This window comes from Streptomyces sp. NPDC016851, from assembly GCF_055562795.1.
The window spans coordinates 165931-182188 of record NZ_JBVHEP010000014.1 but is presented as its reverse complement, the minus strand read 5'-3'; the positions used below and the strand labels follow the sequence as shown (position 1 = coordinate 182188).

Sequence of the window (16258 nt, the reverse complement as noted above, 5' to 3'; positions counted from 1 at the left end):
CGGATGTCGCGCGCTGCCGGCTCGGCCGGACCTGGACATGCGAACGCCCCCAACCTGCTTGGCTCGGGGGCGAGTCGGTGGGAGTGCTTGCTCTCAGGAGGCGGGGGAGCCGACGTTCGGCACGCGGCGGCGGCTCCAAGCGGTCGTGATGTGTGCCGCCATGGCTTGCGCGGCCCCCTCGGAGTCCCGGGCGAGCAGCCGCTCGGCGACTGCGCGGTGCTCCACGTTGGCCCGCTCGCACGCGGTCGCGTCCGGAGTGCCGTTGTACAGGAACGTCGTGCGCGCCTGGGCGTGGAGGATCCGGATGATGGAACGCCCGAGCCTGTTGTGGGATGCCTGCATGATCCGGTCGTGGAAGGCCACATCGGTCTCGATGAATTGCGCCGGGACGGCGGTCTCCTCGTCGAGCCGGGCGAGCAGCCGCTCGATGGCCCGCAGGTCGTCGTCGGTGGCCAGCTTCGCGGCCTGGGCTGTCATCTGGGCTTCCAGCGTCGACCGGATGTCGACCAACTGGTCGAGGACGACGAGCTGGTCGTCATGCTGGACAGTGGCGGCGAGCACGACGGGGTCGAGGAGGTTCCATTCCTCGGGCGGGGTGACGGTGGTGCCGTAGCCCTGCCGGGCGAGGACAAGCCCCTTGGCCTCCAGGGACTTGACCGCCTCGCGGACGGTGATGCGGCTGACGCCGAACGTCTCGCAGAGCTCGGGTTCGACCGGCAGGGTCGATCCGGGAGGGATGGCACCCGACACGATCGAGTCGGTGAGGCTCTCCGTGACGGCTTGCGCCAGTCGGGCCGGACGCTTGGGCCAGGGCTTGAGAACGGGAGGCTCTCCTGTCCTGCCGGTGCTGTCCTTGGCCATGCGGGTCCCCTTTGCTGATGCGGATGGCGGCGAGTCTACTGCGCGGGACTTCTTGACAGCATTCGTATGACGACTTACGTTACACGAAAATTTCGCCGCATTACTTTCCCGTGCGAGGGGTGCAAGCCGTGCGCATTGCCGAGGTCGAGTGCCATCCCGTGCGGGTGCCGGGAGTCAGTCCGCCCTTCGTCTGGCGGGACGGACTCCTGGGCAGTCCGTCCGAGGGCGAGGCCGCGGTCCTGCGCATCTGCACGGACGAAGGGGTCGAGGGGGTGGCGATGTCCCCCCGGCGGGGCAGCGGTGTCATCCTGGCGGACCTGCTGGACCGCGTACTGCGCAGGGAGTTGGTGGGGCAGGACCCCCTGCAGCGGGAATGGCTCTGGCACCGCATGTGGGAGCTGGACCGCACGGAGGAACTGCCGCTCTACCTGCTGGGTCTGGTCGACACCGCGCTGTGGGACCTGGCCGGACGACTCGCCGACCGGCCCACCTGGCAGATGCTCGGTGGTTACCGCACCTCGATACCCGCCTACGCCTCCACCGTCACCTACTCCTCGGTCGAGGAGTACCTGGACATCGCCGACCAGGCCCTGGAGCTCGGCTACCCCGCCATCAAGCTCCACGCCTGGGGTGACGCCCGCCGCGACGCCCGTCTGTCGGTGGCATTGCGCGAGCACGTGGGGGATGACGTCCCACTGATGTTCGACGGGTCGGCGGGCTTCGACCTCCCCGACGCGATCCATCTCGGGCACGCCCTCTCGGACGCCGGCTACCTCTGGTACGAGGAGCCGATGAGGGAGTTCAGTGTCACCGCGTACAAGCGCCTCGCCGACGCGGTGGCCGTTCCGCTCCTCGTGGCCGAGACCTCCGACGGGGCGCACATGAACTCGGCCGATTTCATCCAGGCGGGCGCCGCCACCTTCGGAGTCCGCGCCTCCACCCAACTGCGCGGCGGCTTCACCGGCGCGATGCGCACCGCCCACCTCGCCGACGCCTACCGGCTGCGCGCCGAGGTGCACGGGCCGGAGATCCCCAACCGGCACCTGTGCATGGCCATCTCGAACACCACCTACTACGAGTCACTGGTCATGGGCAATCCCATCAGCCGTGAGAGTGGCATCGACGCCCACGGCCTCGTTCATGCCCCCACCGGTCCGGGCGTCGCCCTTCCGGCGGGCCTGGATTACCCTCCTGCGCTTCAGGCATTTGTCGACAAGGAGACCGTTACCCCGCCTCGGGCCTGATGACGGGAGCCCCAGGCCCGACGGCCTGTCTCGAACACCCCGAGCGCGGTGCCTCTCACCGCTGTGCGTCATTTCCCAAGATCTGAGGTCAGTCATGAACGACGACGTTCCGGTTTCCTCCCGCCGCCAGCTCAGGCGCACGGCCGTCGCTGTCCTGGGCACCGTCTCCCTGCTCGTGCTCGCTGCCTGCGGCAGCGCGGACCCCACACCGACGACGGCTTCCTCCCCCGACGCCTTCAAGCCTGTCGCTCAGAAGGAAGGCAGCGAGATCACGGTCTGGGCGGACGCCACCCGCGTTCCCGGCGTGCAGGCATACCAGAAGGCGCACCCGGACGTGAAGATCAAGATCGTCACGTACAGCGGGGACGCCAACGGCGCCAACGACCTGCAGACCAAGGTCCAGCTGTTCGACCGGGCCGGCAGCGGGTGGCCCGACGTCGCCTTCAGCGCCAATGTCAACGACGCCAGCTGGGCATCTCAGGGCAAGAGCCCCTATGCCGCGCCCGTCAACCAGGGCGTGGTCTCCCAGTCCACGTTGAAAGGCTTCGCGGACGGCGCGCTGAATCCCTGCACCTTCAACGGCAACACCTACTGCCTCCGGAACGACCTGGCCCAGAACGTGCTCTGGTACAACAAGTCCCTCATGGAGAAGTTCGGGTACTCCGTCCCGACCACCTGGGAGGAGTACCAGGCACTCGGCGAGAAGGTCGCCAAGGAGCACCCCGGCTACCTGGTCGGCACCGCCGGGGACGCCTGGAGCCCCGAGGTGTACTTCTGGGCGAGCCAGTGCCCTGCCAGCACGGCGACCGGTGCCAAGAAGGTGAAGGTGGACCTGCAGGACGCCAAGTGCACCCGGATGGCCAAGCTGCTCGACACCCTGATCGCCAAGGGCTCGGTCTCCAAGGACACCGTCTTCAGCGCCGGCTTCATCAAGAACCAGGCGAGCAAGGTCCTGATGCTCCCCGGCCCCTCCTGGTTCGGCCAGGTGCTCTTCAACTCCACCTTCAAGACCCCCAAGGGACAGATCGCCGCCGCATCCCCGCTGAAGTTCGAGGGCGACGCCAAGAACTACACCGGCAACGTCGGCGGCGGACTGTGGTTCGTCTCCTCCCACAGCAAGAACCTCAAGGCGTCCGCCGACCTGGTCACCTGGATGACGACCTCAGACGCCTACCAGGGCACCGCGGGCACCTACCCCGCGTACAAGAAGGCCGCGGTCACCTGGCTCGCCAACCAGAAGAAGACCGGCTACTTCGCCGAGGACGTCGGTCCCGTCTTCAAGGAATCCGCGGAACTGATCTGGCCCGGCTGGGCCGCCACCCAGTACAGCCAGGAAGCGATCTATTCCTCCACCGTGATCCCGGCCCTGAACTCCGGCAAGACCCTCACCGGCACCTTGGGCACCTGGGAGACGGCCATCACCGACAAGGCCAAGTCCCTCGGATACACCGTCAACTAGCGAAGCGGACCGATGACCACCCACCTCGCAAGGGAGCGGAGCGGCCGCCGCGGCGGCCGCTCGGCCCGCAACCCGGTCGGACGCGCCGGTTACGTCTTCGTCTCCGGCTATGTCCTCCTCCTGCTCGCCTTCGGCGTCCTGCCCACCGGCTACGCGGTGTGGCTGTCGCTGTCCAACTCCCGCAACCAGCTCGTCGGACTCGGCAACTTCACCCGGACGTTCGCCGACTACCGCTTCGGACCGGCCTTCCTCCACATCGGCCTGTACCTGGTGGTGTGGCTGGCCAGCCTGATGATCCTGGTGGTGCTGCTCTCCCTGATGCTGCACGGCCGCATGCGCAGGGCCTCCACCACCTTGCGGTTCCTGTTCTACCTGCCGGGAGCCCTGGCCGGAGTGGCGAGCGTGCTGCTCTTCCTGATCCTCCTCGACCCGGCCGCCAGTCCCGTCGGCTGGCTGCTGAAGAGCTTCGGCTGGAACACCCTCGCCCAGGTCAACGCCCCCGGCCACCTGCCGGTGCTCTTCACCGTCATCGCCTTCTGGACGGGGGCCGGCGGCTGGATCGTGGTCATGTACGGCGCGCTCAACAGCATCCCCGACGAAATCCTGGAGGCCGCCCGCATCGACGGCGCCAGCACGCTCCAGATCGCGCTGCGCATCCAGATCCCGATGATCACCAAGTGGATCGCGTACATGCTGATCCTGGCCTTCGCGGCCGGCACCCAGCTCTTCGTCGAGCCGCAACTGGTCTCCCTCGCCAGCTGGGGCATGATCCCCGACAGCTGGTCACCGAACCAGCTCTCCTACCAGTACGCCTTCCAGGCAGGCGACTTCAACGGCGCGGCGGCGCTCTCCGTCGACCTCCTCATCTTGGGCCTCGCCTGCGCGGCGCTCGTCGTCTTCCGTACCGGCCTGTTCGACAGGGAGGAAGGATGACCACAGCGCCCACGACCACAGCCCGCCGAACCCGGCCGCCCCGTACCGCCGGCGCCCGCACCCGCCCGAGGAAGCCCATGCGCCGGAAGCGCCGCCCAAGCTCACTGGCAGCCCGGCTGACCTGGCTCATCGTCATGGGCCTGTCCGCGCTGTTCTTCTGTGTGCCGGTGGCGTGGCTCCTGCTGGCCCCGACCAAGACCGACAGCCAGATCGTGCGGGACAACCCGTTCTCCTTCGGCTCCCTCGGTGCGGTCACCGACGCCTGGCACCACCTCTACGCGTTCCAGGACGGCGCCATCCTCACCTGGCTGCTGAACTCGGCGCTCTACACGTTCGGCGCGCTGGCCCTGACCCTGGTGACGTCGATCCCCGCCGGGTACGCGCTGGCTCTCACCCAGTTCATCGGGCGACGGATGCTGCTGACCATCACCATGCTCGTGATGCTCATGCCGACGGCCGCGATGGTGCTGCCCCTGTACCTGGGGATGAACGCCGTGCACCTGGACGGCACGATCTGGTCGGTCATCCTGCCCTTCTCCTTCTTTCCGTTCGGGGTCTACCTCACCTACATCTACTTCTCCTCCAACGTCCCCTCCGACCTGCTGTCCGCCGCACGGATCGACGGGTGCTCGGAGTGGCAGGTCTTCCGTCTCATCGCGATGCCGCTGGCCAAGCCCGTGATCGCACTGGTCGGCTTCTTCAACTTCGTCGGCAACTGGAACAACTTCTTCCTGCCGTTCGTGATGCTGCCCGACAGCTCGCAGTATCCGGCGCAGGTGGGGTTGAACAACCTGCTCGCCGCCTCGCCGCTGTTCAACACCGCCGGCGGCGCGGGCAACCAGATCATGCGGCCCGAACTGGCCCTGGCCACCCTGGTGACCGTCGTCCCTGTTCTGATCGTTTTCCTCTTCTCCCAACGCGCTCTCGTGTCCGGCATGCTCGCCGGCGCGACAAAGGAGTGAGGCGGCAGCCGCCCGGCAGCCGCCCCCTTGGCGCCGCCGCCGTATTCCACCGGCGTTCCGTGACGTCGGCGTCTTCCGGCAACGTCGCCCCACACTCACCGGAAAGGACCCCTGTGAAACGGGTTGCCCAGACGATCCGCCTGCGGCCCGAGCACCGTGAGCAGTATCTGCGCCTGCACTCCGCGGTCTGGCCGGGCGTCGAGGCCGCGCTGCGGGCCGCGAACATCCGCAACTACAGCATTTTTCTGCGCGAGGACACGCTGTTCGGCTACTTCGAGTACCACGGCGACGACTTCGAGGCCGACATGGCCGCGATCTGCGCCGACGCGGCCACGCAGGCCTGGTGGAAGCTCACCGACACCTGCCAGGAGCCCTGGGCCGATACGGGCGCCGGGGGCAACTGGTCGGACCTGACCGAGATCTGGCATGGCCCTTGAACCGGGCAACGTGATCAACACCGGTACTCCCGCGGGCGTGGCCCTCGGCCCTCCCGGCAGCCCCTACCTCCGCCCCGGCGACACCGTCGAGCTCGCCGTCGACGGCCTCGGCGCCCAGCGCCAGACCTTCGCCCAAGCGTGAAAGGCACCCCTTTGAGCAGCGTGAACGGCCTGTCAGGGCTGAAGGCCCTCGTCACCGGCGGCGCGTCCGGTATCGGACTGGCCACGTCCCGGATGCTGGCCGAGCACGGCGCCACGGTGGCCGTCCTCGACCTCGACCCCTCCGGCGCCCACGAGCCGCTGATCGCCATCAAGGCCGACCTCGGCGACGACGCCTCGGTACGCGTCGCCGTGGAGACCGCCGCCGGGCAACTCGGCGGCCTGGACATCCTGGTCAACAACGCGGGCATCGGCGCCGTCGGTACCGTCGAGGACAACCCGGACGAGGAGTGGCACCGCGTCCTCGATGTCAACGTCCTGGGGACGGTGCGCACCACCCGGGCCGCCCTGCCGTATCTACGGCGCTCGTCGCACGCGGCGGTCGTCAACACCTGCTCCGTCGCGGCCACCGCGGGCCTCCCGCAACGCGCCCTGTACTCCGCCGGCAAGGGTGCGGTGCTGGCGCTGACCCTGGCGATGGCCGCGGACCATGTCCGTGAGGGCATCCGCGTCAACTGCGTCAACCCCGGCACCGCCGACACACCCTGGGTGACCCGGCTCCTGGGCGCCGCGGACGACCCGGAGGCGGAACGCGCCGCCCTCGACGCACGCCAGCCCCTGGGGCGCCTGGTCACCGCGGACGAGGTGGCGGCGGCCGTGATCTACCTGGCGAGCCCGGCCGCGGCCTCGGTCACCGGCATCGCCCTCGCCGTCGACGGTGGCATGCAGGGGCTCCGGCTGCGCCCGGCGGTCGGCGCATGAGAGCGACGACACTGGAGGGCACCGGTGTCGAGGTCACCGAGCTGTCGTTCGGGGCCGCCGGCATCGGCAATCTCTTCCGCCCGGTCACCGACGAGGCCGCGTCCGCCGCGGTGGAGGCGGCCTGGGACGCGGGCGTACGCACCTTCGACACCGCCCCGCACTACGGACTCGGGCTGTCCGAGCGACGCCTGGGCGCCGCGCTGCGCGGACGCGATCGAGGCGCGTACACCGTCTCCACCAAGGTCGGGCGACTGCTCGAACCCCACCCTGGAGGCGGCCGCGGCGACGATCTCGCCCACGGCTTCGCCGTGCCCGACACCCACCGCCGCGTCTGGGACTTCAGCTCCGACGGCGTCCTGCGCTCCCTGGAAGCGAGCCTGGAACGCCTCGGCCTGGACCGTGTGGACATCGCCCTGCTGCACGACCCGGACCACCACGCCGAGCAGGCCCTCACCGAGGCGTACCCGGCGCTGGAACGGCTGCGCGGCGAAGGCGTCGTCAAGGCGGTCGGCATCGGAGTGAACCAGTGCGCGCTCCCCGCCCGCTTCCTTCGCGAGACCGACATCGACGTGGTGCTGCTCGCCGGCCGCTACACCCTGCTGGAACAGGAGGGGCTTGCGGAGGTACTGCCGGAGGCCGCCGCCCGCGGCAGGAGTGTCATCGTCGGCGGGGTGTTCAACTCGGGTCTGCTCACCGACCCGACGCCCGGGGCCATGTACGACTACGCGCCCACCCCACCCGATGTGCTCGACCGGGCCGTGCGCATGAAAGCGGTCACCGAACGCCACGGCGTACCGCTGCGCGCGGCCGCTCTGCGCTTCCCGTTCGGCCATCCGGCGGTCGCGAGCGTACTGTCCGGCGCGCGTTCCGCCGAGGAGGTCCGCGACACGGTGGACCAGCTGGGGCGAACGGTACCGACCGCGGTCTGGGACGGACTGCGCGCCGAGGGGCTGCTGCCCCCGCACGTCCCCGTCCCTGCTGCGATGCCGGTCGACGAAGCCAATCGGCGGAAGAAGGAGTCGACGAGCCGCGGGGGTGACCGCGATGGAGGGGAACACCGCTGAGGGAGTCATCGACGCGCACCACCACGGCGCGGGACCTCTCCGCCCGCGACCAGGATTGGATCACCGGACCGGAACTCGCCCCGCTGCGCCGCGACTTCCTGCTCGCCCGTCACCAGGTGCAGGGCGAAACCGATCCTCGCTGGCTGGTGCGGCCGGACGTGCTGCGTGGGCTCGCCGCAGTGGCCGAGGCAGGGCTCGTGTACGACCTCGTCGTCCGGCACCACCAGCTCGCGGCCGCGCAGGAGGCCGCCCGACTGCTCGTAGTCCCGTTTCTCGGGCGTGTCCGGGATACGGGCGGTGAGCCGGGCTGCACCGCGCGACCACCATCTGCGTACACCCTGTCCCATACACAAGTCGAAGGTGAAGTTGATGAGTAAACACAGACTGGCCGCGGGCGCCATGGCGGCGATCACGCTGGCTGCCGGGCTGATGGTCAGTGGTACGGCGGAGGCGGCAGCAGCGTGCACCTTCTACGTCTCCGCGTCGGGCAGCGACGGTAACGCCGGAACCTCACCGGATCGCCCCTGGGCGACCTTAGAACGGGCGCGGGACCACATCCGACAGCACGGGCTCAACAAGGACATGCGGGCCGACCTCCGCGTCTGCTTGCGCGGGGGCCGGCATACCCGGACGGCCACCTTCAACCTGGCCGAGGCGGACTCGGGTTCCAACGGGTTCAAGGTCGTCTACCAGGCGTATCCGGGTGAGACGCCCATCGTTGACGGTGGTAAGGCCGTCACGGGCTGGAAGCGGGTAACCGACCAGCCTTACTTCGTGGCCGACGTGCCGGAGTCTGCGGGCTACGCCGACTACTTCCGGCAGCTCTACGTCGGCGGTCGGCGGGCTCAGCTGGCGATGGGCAAGGGCATCGTGGGCAGCAGCTTCTTCGATGAAGCATCGATCCCCAACCCGCCGGCCAACCCGGAGCGGCCGACCCGCTCCTACGACGGCGTGCAGTTCCCGGCGGCCGGCGTTCCGGCGTACACCAACGTCCGTGACATTCGGCTGCTGCACATCGCGATCGGCTTCAAGATCGACTACTTCCCCGTCGTGGACATCAGCGCGAGCGGCGCCAACAAGCGGGTGCGCCTGGCACAGCCGCACTTCCAGGCGCGGCTGAACCGCGACGACGGCTTCTCGCTGGACTACGACGACACGTTCTACGTGCTCAACGCGTTCGAGGAGCTGGACTCCCCCGGCGAGTGGTACCTGAACCGGGCGACGAACAAGGTGTACTACTACCCGCGGGCCGGAGAGGACGTCAACCAGGCCGGGGCGTACGTGCCGGTGGTGGAGACGCTGGTGAACGTGGCCGGGTCCAGCCCGTCCGCGAAGGCGAGCGCGATCGCGTTCGACGGCATCACGTTCGAGCACGGCAACTGGCTGCTGCCTCGCGACCGGTTCATCGGCGGCTCGCAAGCGGAGGCACAGTACGCGGACGACCCCTTCAAGGATCCGAACTACGACGGCTACGGCGGCGAGGTGCCCGGTCAGATCAAGCTGACCAACGCCCGCGGCATCACCTTCACCAACAACACCGTGCGCAAGACGGGCAGCGGCGGACTGCAGTTGCTGACCGGAGCCGAAGACGTCACCGTCACCGGCAACCTCTTCCACAACCTGACCGCCGCCGGGGTCATCGCCGGCCGGTGGATGGACGTGCACGTCGACGGCGCCCAGCGCACCAGGAACGTGACGATCAGCAACAACGTCGTGACCGACATCGGTGACGACTTCTTCCCGGCGACCGGGATCAGCCTGATGAACACCTACAACGTGGCGGTCACCCACAACCTCGTCTACGACACCGCATACATGGGCTTTCATCAGCGCAAGGCGGAGGAGTACAGCCTCCTCGACGGGGTGGACGGGATCGGCAAGACGACGTTCAGCCACAACGAGGTGTACAACGCCACGTCCAAGGTGTCCTGGGGGGTGCACGACTCGGGGGCTGTCTACTCGTTCGGGTCGTGGCCGGGCAGCGTGGTCAGCCACAACTACGTGCACCACTCGACGTCGACCGCGAACTACTACAGCGACAACCAAAGTCACCAGACCCGCTGGGACTACAACGTCGGAAAGGGCGGGCGGTTCGACTTCTCCCCGCGTTACCGCCGGCCCCTGTCGGTGTACGCGTCGCACAACTACACCGACTTCGCCGACAACTGGCTCAGCGGGGCCATCTACGACGGCGACGGGCGACCGCACGTGGTGACAGATGGTGCGTGGCCGGCCGAGGCGCGGACCATCATGAACCAGGCGGGCCTGGAACCGGAGTACGCCGCGCTGCGGCGGAAGGTGCCCAGGGAGAACCTGGCAGACCACTCCACCGTGTCGCAGCGCAGTGCCTGGGACAGCGGCCTCGGCAAGCTTTGGGACGGCGTCACCGAGACCGGCGAGGCCAGCTCCAACGTGAACGAGTCCTGGGTGCAGTTCGATCTCGGTGCCGACTACGAGCGGTTCGCCTTCACCATCCAGCAGGACAACTGCTGCACCTGGATGACCACCCACTGGAAGGTGCAGCGGTGGAGCGCCGGCCAGAACGCCTGGATCGACATCATGCCCTACCAGGCGATCAACACGGCGGCGCCGGTCGTCTACCGACCGTCGGCCAACGTCGCCACCACCAACATCCGGCTCTACGTGCGCAACAGTAACCAGAACGGAAAGGTCGGCGTACAGGAGTTCAGCGCGACCGGCGTGCGGAAGTAGCGGCCTCGACATCACGCGGCGGTCGTGGCGCAGCGGGCGGGTGCACCGGGTCGTGCGCCTGCCCAGCCGCCTTCTGTGGAATCACCACATTGACCGGTGTGCAGGAGGACGGCGACATCGAGACAGCCCATGCTCGACAGGATCACTGCGTTGAGCGAGAGACACAGAGCAAGAGTCGCAACCGGCAGGCGCAACTTCCTTGCTGAATCGCGATCCATACTGGGTGACTCTTTGCCGCTCCGAAGGCGGATAGCACAAGAAAGGCAAACAATGCGCGCGACATGCGGTCTATTTTCGCTTCATGGATGACGCATTGAAGGACCTCACTGGAACTCTTGGCGTGAACCCACTGCGGCAGCTGTCTCTGGAGCAGCTACGGCAGCGCACGAGTATGAAGTGGACGACCTACCAGGACGACGTATTGCCACTGTGGGTGGCGGAGATGGACGTGCCGGTCGCCGAGCCCGTAGCACGAGCCATCCACAGTGCGGTGGAGCGCGGAGATACCGGGTATCCGGCCGGAACCGCCTATGCCGAGGCATTCGCGGACTTCGCCGCGCGACGTTGGGACTGGGACGACCTGGCTGTTGAGCGGACGGCGATCGTCCCTGACGTGATGCTGGGCATCGTCGAGATGCTCAAGTTGGTCTCCGGTCACGGGGACCCCGTCGTGGTCAACTGCCCTGTGTATCCGCCCTTCTATCAGTTCATCCGCAACGACGGCCGGCCGGTTGTCGAGGCGCCGCTGACCGAGGAAGGACGGATCGACCTGACCACCCTGGAGGTCGCATTCCAGAAAGCCACCGGTCGCGGCGGCCGGCCGGTGTATCTGCTGTGCAGTCCGCACAATCCGACCGGCACCGTACACACCGCCACTGAACTGACCGATGTTGCCGAGCTTGCGCGCAGGTACGCCGTGCGCGTCGTGGCGGACGAGATCCACGCTCCCATCGTGGCTGCCGGAACCTCCTTCGTTCCTTACCTGAGCGTGCCGGGCGCGGAGAACAGCCTGTCGGTGATGTCCGCCTCCAAGGCATGGAACCTGGCCGGTCTCAAAGCCGCCCTCGCCATCGCCGGCCCCGAGGCCGCCGACGACCTGGCCCGCCTCCCCGAGGAAGTCAGTCACGGCCCCAGCCACCTCGGCGTCATCGCCCACACCGCGGCCCTACGGGAGGGCGGTGCCTGGCTCGACAGCCTGCTGGCCGGACTGGACGAAAACCGTCATCTGCTCGGCGATCTACTGTCCACTCACCTGCCCGCCGTGCGCTGCCGCCCAGGCCAGGCCACCTACTTGGCCTGGCTGGACTGCCGGAAACTGGCCCTCGGCAACGACCCGGCGGCCGTCTTCCTGGAGCGAGGCCGGATCGCCCTCAACTCCGGGGTGGCCTTCGGGCCGGGTGGAGCGGGGTTTGTCCGTATGAACCTGGCCACCTCCCCGGAAATCCTCGCCGAAGGGGTCCGCAGGATGGCCTCCGTACTGTGAGTTCGTCGACTCGAAAGGGACGTGATGGGTACCCTCTGCGGTCCGCTCGGCAGGACTGCGTAGGTAGCCGCCCGTCCTGTGCGCCGCCGCAGAGCCGTGCCGCGTCTCAGAGGCCGGCCCATGCGATCCGACTTCGGCCACTCTTGGTCTCATTGACGAGCTCCCGATACCCCAGGAGGCCATCCAGGCGGGGCGAGAAGCGGGCCTGCGGATGCCCACCCTGGATGACACCGGCGCACGTGGCTGACCCGCCGTCCGATGCCGCTTTCGGGCGGATGCGGGCAGCGGGTCGTGCGCCGCGACTGTCCTTTACAGTTCGGGCGTCCGGGCTGTCGCGTGCTCAGACAAGCGTGGTGACGACGTCGACCGGGTTGACGAGGGTGTCGCGGATGGGCGAACGGCTCTCGACGAGGGAGATCAGCTCTTCGAGCTGCTCGCGGGTGGCATCAGGGGCCTCGATGTGGACGCGAACGCGCAGCTGCTGCACGCCCGGACGGATTGCGGTGTCGATACCGAGGAACCCGCGCAGGTCGATGTCGCCTTCGAGCTCCAGCCGGAAGCTCTTGAGCTCGATGCCGCGCGAGGCGGCGTTGGCGGTGAGTGTGACGGTGTAGCAGCCTGCCAGCGCCTGCAGAACGTACTCCGCGGGCGAGACCGAGGTGTCGGTGCCCAGCAGCGCGGTCGGCTCGTCGCTGGTCATCGTGTACTTCGCCACACGCTGCTCGTCGCGCTCACCGCCCTGCGTCAGGGCGCCGGTCTGCGCCTTGATCCGGAAACCGCCCTGCCACGTACCGTCGACAGCGAAGGTGACCTGGCCGAGCTTGGGAGTGGCCCGAACGGCGTCGATGGTCTCCCGCAGAGCCTTTACGTCGATCTCGTTGACTACGGACATCAGTACTGGTTCCTCCGATTGGCGTGGGGCACGTCAGGGGTGAGCGATGGCCGCGGCCATCGGACCGCCCCTCAGGGCTGAGAAATGTGTTGCGGCGCGGCGCACACTTCGCCCCTGAAGAAGCAGTCGACCGCGCCAACTCTCAAAGACGAGGCTAGGCGGGATCGACCGCTATATTTTTGCCATCTTTGCTAGCAGCCAGACGGATTGGGGAGAGAGTTGCCCATTGACCGGGTGGATCGCGAAATTCTTGCGGAGCTACAGAAGGACGGTCGCCAGACGATCACGGAACTGTCGGAGAAGGTCCGGCTGAGCATCTCGCGTTGCCAGCGGCGGCTGCGCGAGCTCGAGCGCGCAGGCGTGATTCGCGGATACAAGGCAGTGCTGGATCCGGAGGCGATGGGACTCGGCTTCGAAGCGCTGGTCTTCGTGACGCTGCAGCGGGAGGATCAGTCGACGCTGGCGGCCTTCGACGAGGCCGTCGCCGCAATTCCCAACGTTCTGCAGGCACAACGCCTTTTCGGCGATCCCGATTGCCTCCTGCACGTCGTGGCCGTCGACCTCGCCGACTACCGGAAGCTCTACGAAGGGCAACTGACCAGGCTGCCAGGTGTACAGAAACTGACCTCCACCATCGTCATGAAAAAGATCGTCGAGGCGCGCCCACTTCCCACCTGAGACGACGCCCCACCACCCCGCTCGGCACTGGGCCCAATGCCGGACCGAGGATGTCGAGCAGGTGGAGCTGGATGCCGCAGGTGATGGCGATGACGGGTGGGTCTGTGGCGCTGCCGACCCGTAGTCGCAGGTCGGACAGGTGGTAGAGGATCATCCTGCCGGTGGGTCGTACTTTCCTGTTGCCGGGATAGATGCCGACGCGTTCGTTGTCCTGCACGAAGACGGGGGTGACGGCCAGAGGTCCCTTGAAGTCGCTGTATCGGCAGGGAGGCCAAAGATTCGGATAGGCCTATCCGAATTGCTGATTCGGATAGGTGCTTCCGGTTCCGTGTCGCCACCGCACCACGGAACTGGATAAGGCTATCCGGTTGTGTGTGGTGTAGCGGGTGATCACCGCCGGGCCGGTGTCCGGACCGGCATCGTCAAGACCGATTGCGGGCGAATGTGCGCGGGGCGAGCCGTCGGCGAAGGGCCGTCGCCAGTCTCACCGGAGCCACCCGCAGGGCCAGAGTCTGACGGCGTCCGAACGGGAGGGGCTTGGCGTAGTAGGGGCGGCCGAGCCGGGACAGGCGGAACCAGTAGGTGCCGGTCAGTCCGCCCAGGTGGGGGACGACGGCCGTCTCCTCCGTCTCGTTCGCGTGGAGGGTGATCGTCCACAGCCCTGGCGGCAGCGTACGGACCGGGAGCCGGGCGGTGAAGCCGGTGCTGTCCCCGGCAGTTGAGCAGTCCACGGGCACCTCGTACACCGAGCCGGCTGCGTCCTCCGCGCGGAGGGTGATGGCTCCTGGCTGACGCGTGGCTCCGCCGGTGAGGCACCCGCTGACGATCAGGTTGCCGCGCGCGGACCTGTCCCAGACGGTCCCGGTGACATGGCAGGCCCGAGTGAACTGGTTCTCGTCCGGCCGGGCGTCCACGGACAAGGTGCCGTCCGGGCTGAAGAAGGGCCGTACGACGGTGTGCCGGTGCCGGGACCTGCCGGCCACCGTTCGCTGAGCCGGGCCCGTCCTCGCGCCGCGCGCATCCCCGGGTGACTGCCGGAGTTTCACCGTCCGGCTGACTCCCTGCGCGCGTACGTCCAGGAAGAACTCCCAGGCACCCGGATCCAGCGGGTCGCCTTCAGCCACCGTGCCCAGGTCGACGTCGACGGAGAAGCCGGCGTTGTCGTAACTGCCCTCGCCGGGCAGGTTCCTGACGGTGCGAACGGTCACGGGCAGGGTGATGCCGGGGTGCGGGACGTCGCGAGGGCGCAGGATGAGCCGAGTGTCGGGGTCGACGGTGGCGACGTGCTCGATGTAGGCGTGGCCGGCGAGACGGAGAACACCGCCGCCCCCCTGCCAGGCCGCTTCGGCCAGCTCGGTGTGGACCGGGAGCCGGTCCGTGGCGTCGAAGCAGACGTCCGGGACTGCCCTGGCCGGGTCCCGGAAAAAGGGGTGGCACCAGTAGACGCGGCCCTTGTCGACCAGATATCCGCGCCCGGCGTCCTCCTTCGCACAACGGACCACGGCCATCAGGTCGTCGTACCGGTCGGTGCGCAGAAGGTGGATCAGCAGGCGGTCGGGCGGGGAGATCTGCTGGAAGACGCCGTCCGTCACGTAGGACAGTGCCCAGCGCCGGAACTCCGGGTAGAAACGCTCGCGGGCCTCCTCTTCGCTTTCCTGCGGCAGCAGGGCGCGGACGGGGCCGCAGAACTCCCATTCCACATGGCGGCGCATGACGCGGTCCCGCCGTGGGCCGGGTTCGACATAGCGGGTGACGGTCTCGAAACACAGCCGGGTACCGTCCAAGCGGTGGATGAGGCCGGCGGCGGTGCGGGTGAGGTTGTTGCCGTTCTCCCGGTTGCGGACGTAGTAGCAGTCGTAGTCGGCCACTACGGAAATACCGTCGGCATTGAGGTAGGCGGCGGCCGTGAAGGGCTTGTCCTCGCAGTTGCGGTACGGCGGGAACCTCAAGTGGAGGCGCTCGATGAGCGAGCGGCGGAAAAGCTTCCAACAGCCCAGAGTGCGATAGGCGTGGGACGAGAAGACATCGGTTCTGGGCTGGTTGTGCTGGAAGACAGCCGTGGGAACCGCCCGGCCACCCACCGACACCATCTTGCCGAGCACGACGTCGGTGCCGTTCTCGTCCGCCATCGCGACCATGCGGCGCAGCGCGTCCGGACCCAGGTAGTCGTCCGAGTCGAGGAAGAACACGTAGTCCCCGCGGGCGATGTCCAGACCGGTGTTGCGGGGGCCTCCGGCTCCTCCGCTGTTGGCCTGGTGCACGACGCGCAGGGCAGGGCAGGTGCGCCCGAGCCTGTCCAGCTCGGGACCGGTGCCGTCCGTCGAGCCGTCGTCGACCGCGATGATCTCGATCTTGTCGAGTCCCATCGTCTGCTCCATGGCGGACGTCACGCACCTGGTCAGCTCCGGCATGGAGTTGTAGGCGGGGATGATCACGCTGACACGCGGAGGATCCGTAGCGGGCATGGTGACTCCGGGGCACTGGGGCATGCGCTCCTCCTCGACCACAGTGCGGAAGCGAGGAACCTCGTCCGCGGCCCACCGTAAAGTGGCCGGCCCGCGATCTCCCGTCGGTCCGGGCGCTGAACGGCGCAGCGCGAGGGGGCAGGGACA

13 protein-coding genes and 2 pseudogenes are annotated in these 16258 nt (G+C 68.1%); 12 read left to right on the top strand and 3 right to left on the bottom strand.

Annotation, left to right across the window (positions count from 1 at the left end; genetic code table 11):
* Nucleotides 1-93: 93 nt before the first annotated feature.
* Nucleotides 94-861: a FadR/GntR family transcriptional regulator gene (locus tag ACZ3I3_RS23300; RefSeq protein WP_467367955.1), complete on the bottom strand. Its 768-nt coding sequence runs from the start codon at nucleotides 859-861 to the stop codon at nucleotides 94-96.
* Between the two features lie 128 nt (nucleotides 862-989).
* On the opposite strand from ACZ3I3_RS23300, the gene ACZ3I3_RS23295 reads away from it, so the two are divergent.
* From ACZ3I3_RS23295 to ACZ3I3_RS23245, 11 genes and pseudogenes are all read left to right on the top strand, one after another.
* Nucleotides 990-2105, top strand: coding sequence for an enolase C-terminal domain-like protein (locus ACZ3I3_RS23295; RefSeq protein WP_467367953.1), 1116 nt, complete (start codon nucleotides 990-992; stop codon nucleotides 2103-2105).
* 94 nt (nucleotides 2106-2199) lie between these two features.
* The gene (locus ACZ3I3_RS23290; RefSeq protein ID WP_467367951.1) at nucleotides 2200-3564 is read left to right on the top strand and encodes an ABC transporter substrate-binding protein; all 1365 of its coding nucleotides are present in this window, start codon (nucleotides 2200-2202) and stop codon (nucleotides 3562-3564) included.
* 12 nt (nucleotides 3565-3576) lie between these two features.
* On the top strand, nucleotides 3577-4497 hold the full coding sequence (locus ACZ3I3_RS23285) for a carbohydrate ABC transporter permease (protein WP_467367949.1): 921 nt from the start codon (nucleotides 3577-3579) through the stop codon (nucleotides 4495-4497).
* Nucleotides 4498-4574: 77 nt separating this feature from the next.
* Nucleotides 4575-5459: a carbohydrate ABC transporter permease gene (locus ACZ3I3_RS23280; protein WP_467367947.1), complete on the top strand. Its 885-nt coding sequence runs from the start codon at nucleotides 4575-4577 to the stop codon at nucleotides 5457-5459.
* 113 nt (nucleotides 5460-5572) lie between these two features.
* Entirely contained in the window at nucleotides 5573-5896 is a 324-nt protein-coding gene (locus ACZ3I3_RS23275) for an L-rhamnose mutarotase (protein WP_467367945.1), read from the top strand.
* Nucleotides 5886-6038, top strand: a pseudogene (locus tag ACZ3I3_RS23270) (fumarylacetoacetate hydrolase family protein); the annotation flags it as partial. The gene ACZ3I3_RS23275 and the pseudogene ACZ3I3_RS23270, both read left to right, overlap by 11 nt.
* 20 nt (nucleotides 6039-6058) lie before the next feature.
* Nucleotides 6059-6817, top strand: coding sequence for an SDR family NAD(P)-dependent oxidoreductase (locus ACZ3I3_RS23265; RefSeq protein ID WP_467368038.1), 759 nt, complete (start codon nucleotides 6059-6061; stop codon nucleotides 6815-6817).
* Nucleotides 6814-7881, top strand: a complete 1068-nt coding sequence (locus ACZ3I3_RS23260) for an aldo/keto reductase (protein WP_467367943.1) — start codon at nucleotides 6814-6816, stop codon at nucleotides 7879-7881. The genes ACZ3I3_RS23265 and ACZ3I3_RS23260 overlap by 4 nt, the downstream gene beginning before the upstream one ends.
* Nucleotides 7862-8186 (top strand): annotated as a pseudogene (locus tag ACZ3I3_RS23255) (hypothetical protein); the annotation flags it as partial. The gene ACZ3I3_RS23260 and the pseudogene ACZ3I3_RS23255, both read left to right, overlap by 20 nt.
* A gap of 64 nt (nucleotides 8187-8250) precedes the next feature.
* Nucleotides 8251-10593 (top strand): right-handed parallel beta-helix repeat-containing protein, encoded by a 2343-nt coding sequence (locus tag ACZ3I3_RS23250; RefSeq protein WP_467367941.1) that lies wholly within the window; start codon nucleotides 8251-8253, stop codon nucleotides 10591-10593.
* A gap of 301 nt (nucleotides 10594-10894) precedes the next feature.
* Nucleotides 10895-12076 carry a MalY/PatB family protein gene (locus ACZ3I3_RS23245; protein ID WP_467367939.1) on the top strand — a complete coding sequence of 394 codons (1182 nt, stop codon included), beginning with the start codon at nucleotides 10895-10897 and terminating at the stop codon, nucleotides 12074-12076.
* A gap of 340 nt (nucleotides 12077-12416) precedes the next feature.
* Here the strand turns inward: ACZ3I3_RS23245 and ACZ3I3_RS23240 are convergent, their stop codons facing one another.
* The gene (locus ACZ3I3_RS23240) at nucleotides 12417-12968 is read right to left on the bottom strand and encodes an OsmC family protein (RefSeq protein ID WP_467367937.1); all 552 of its coding nucleotides are present in this window, start codon (nucleotides 12966-12968) and stop codon (nucleotides 12417-12419) included.
* A 225-nt stretch (nucleotides 12969-13193) separates the two neighbouring features.
* On the opposite strand from ACZ3I3_RS23240, the gene ACZ3I3_RS23235 reads away from it, so the two are divergent.
* Nucleotides 13194-13646 carry an Lrp/AsnC family transcriptional regulator gene (locus tag ACZ3I3_RS23235; protein WP_107449296.1) on the top strand — a complete coding sequence of 151 codons (453 nt, stop codon included), beginning with the start codon at nucleotides 13194-13196 and terminating at the stop codon, nucleotides 13644-13646.
* A 422-nt stretch (nucleotides 13647-14068) separates the two neighbouring features.
* On the opposite strand, the gene ACZ3I3_RS23230 is transcribed toward ACZ3I3_RS23235, so the two are convergent.
* Nucleotides 14069-16111 (bottom strand): glycosyltransferase family 2 protein, encoded by a 2043-nt coding sequence (locus tag ACZ3I3_RS23230; protein ID WP_467367935.1) that lies wholly within the window; start codon nucleotides 16109-16111, stop codon nucleotides 14069-14071.
* Nucleotides 16112-16258 lie beyond the last annotated feature (147 nt).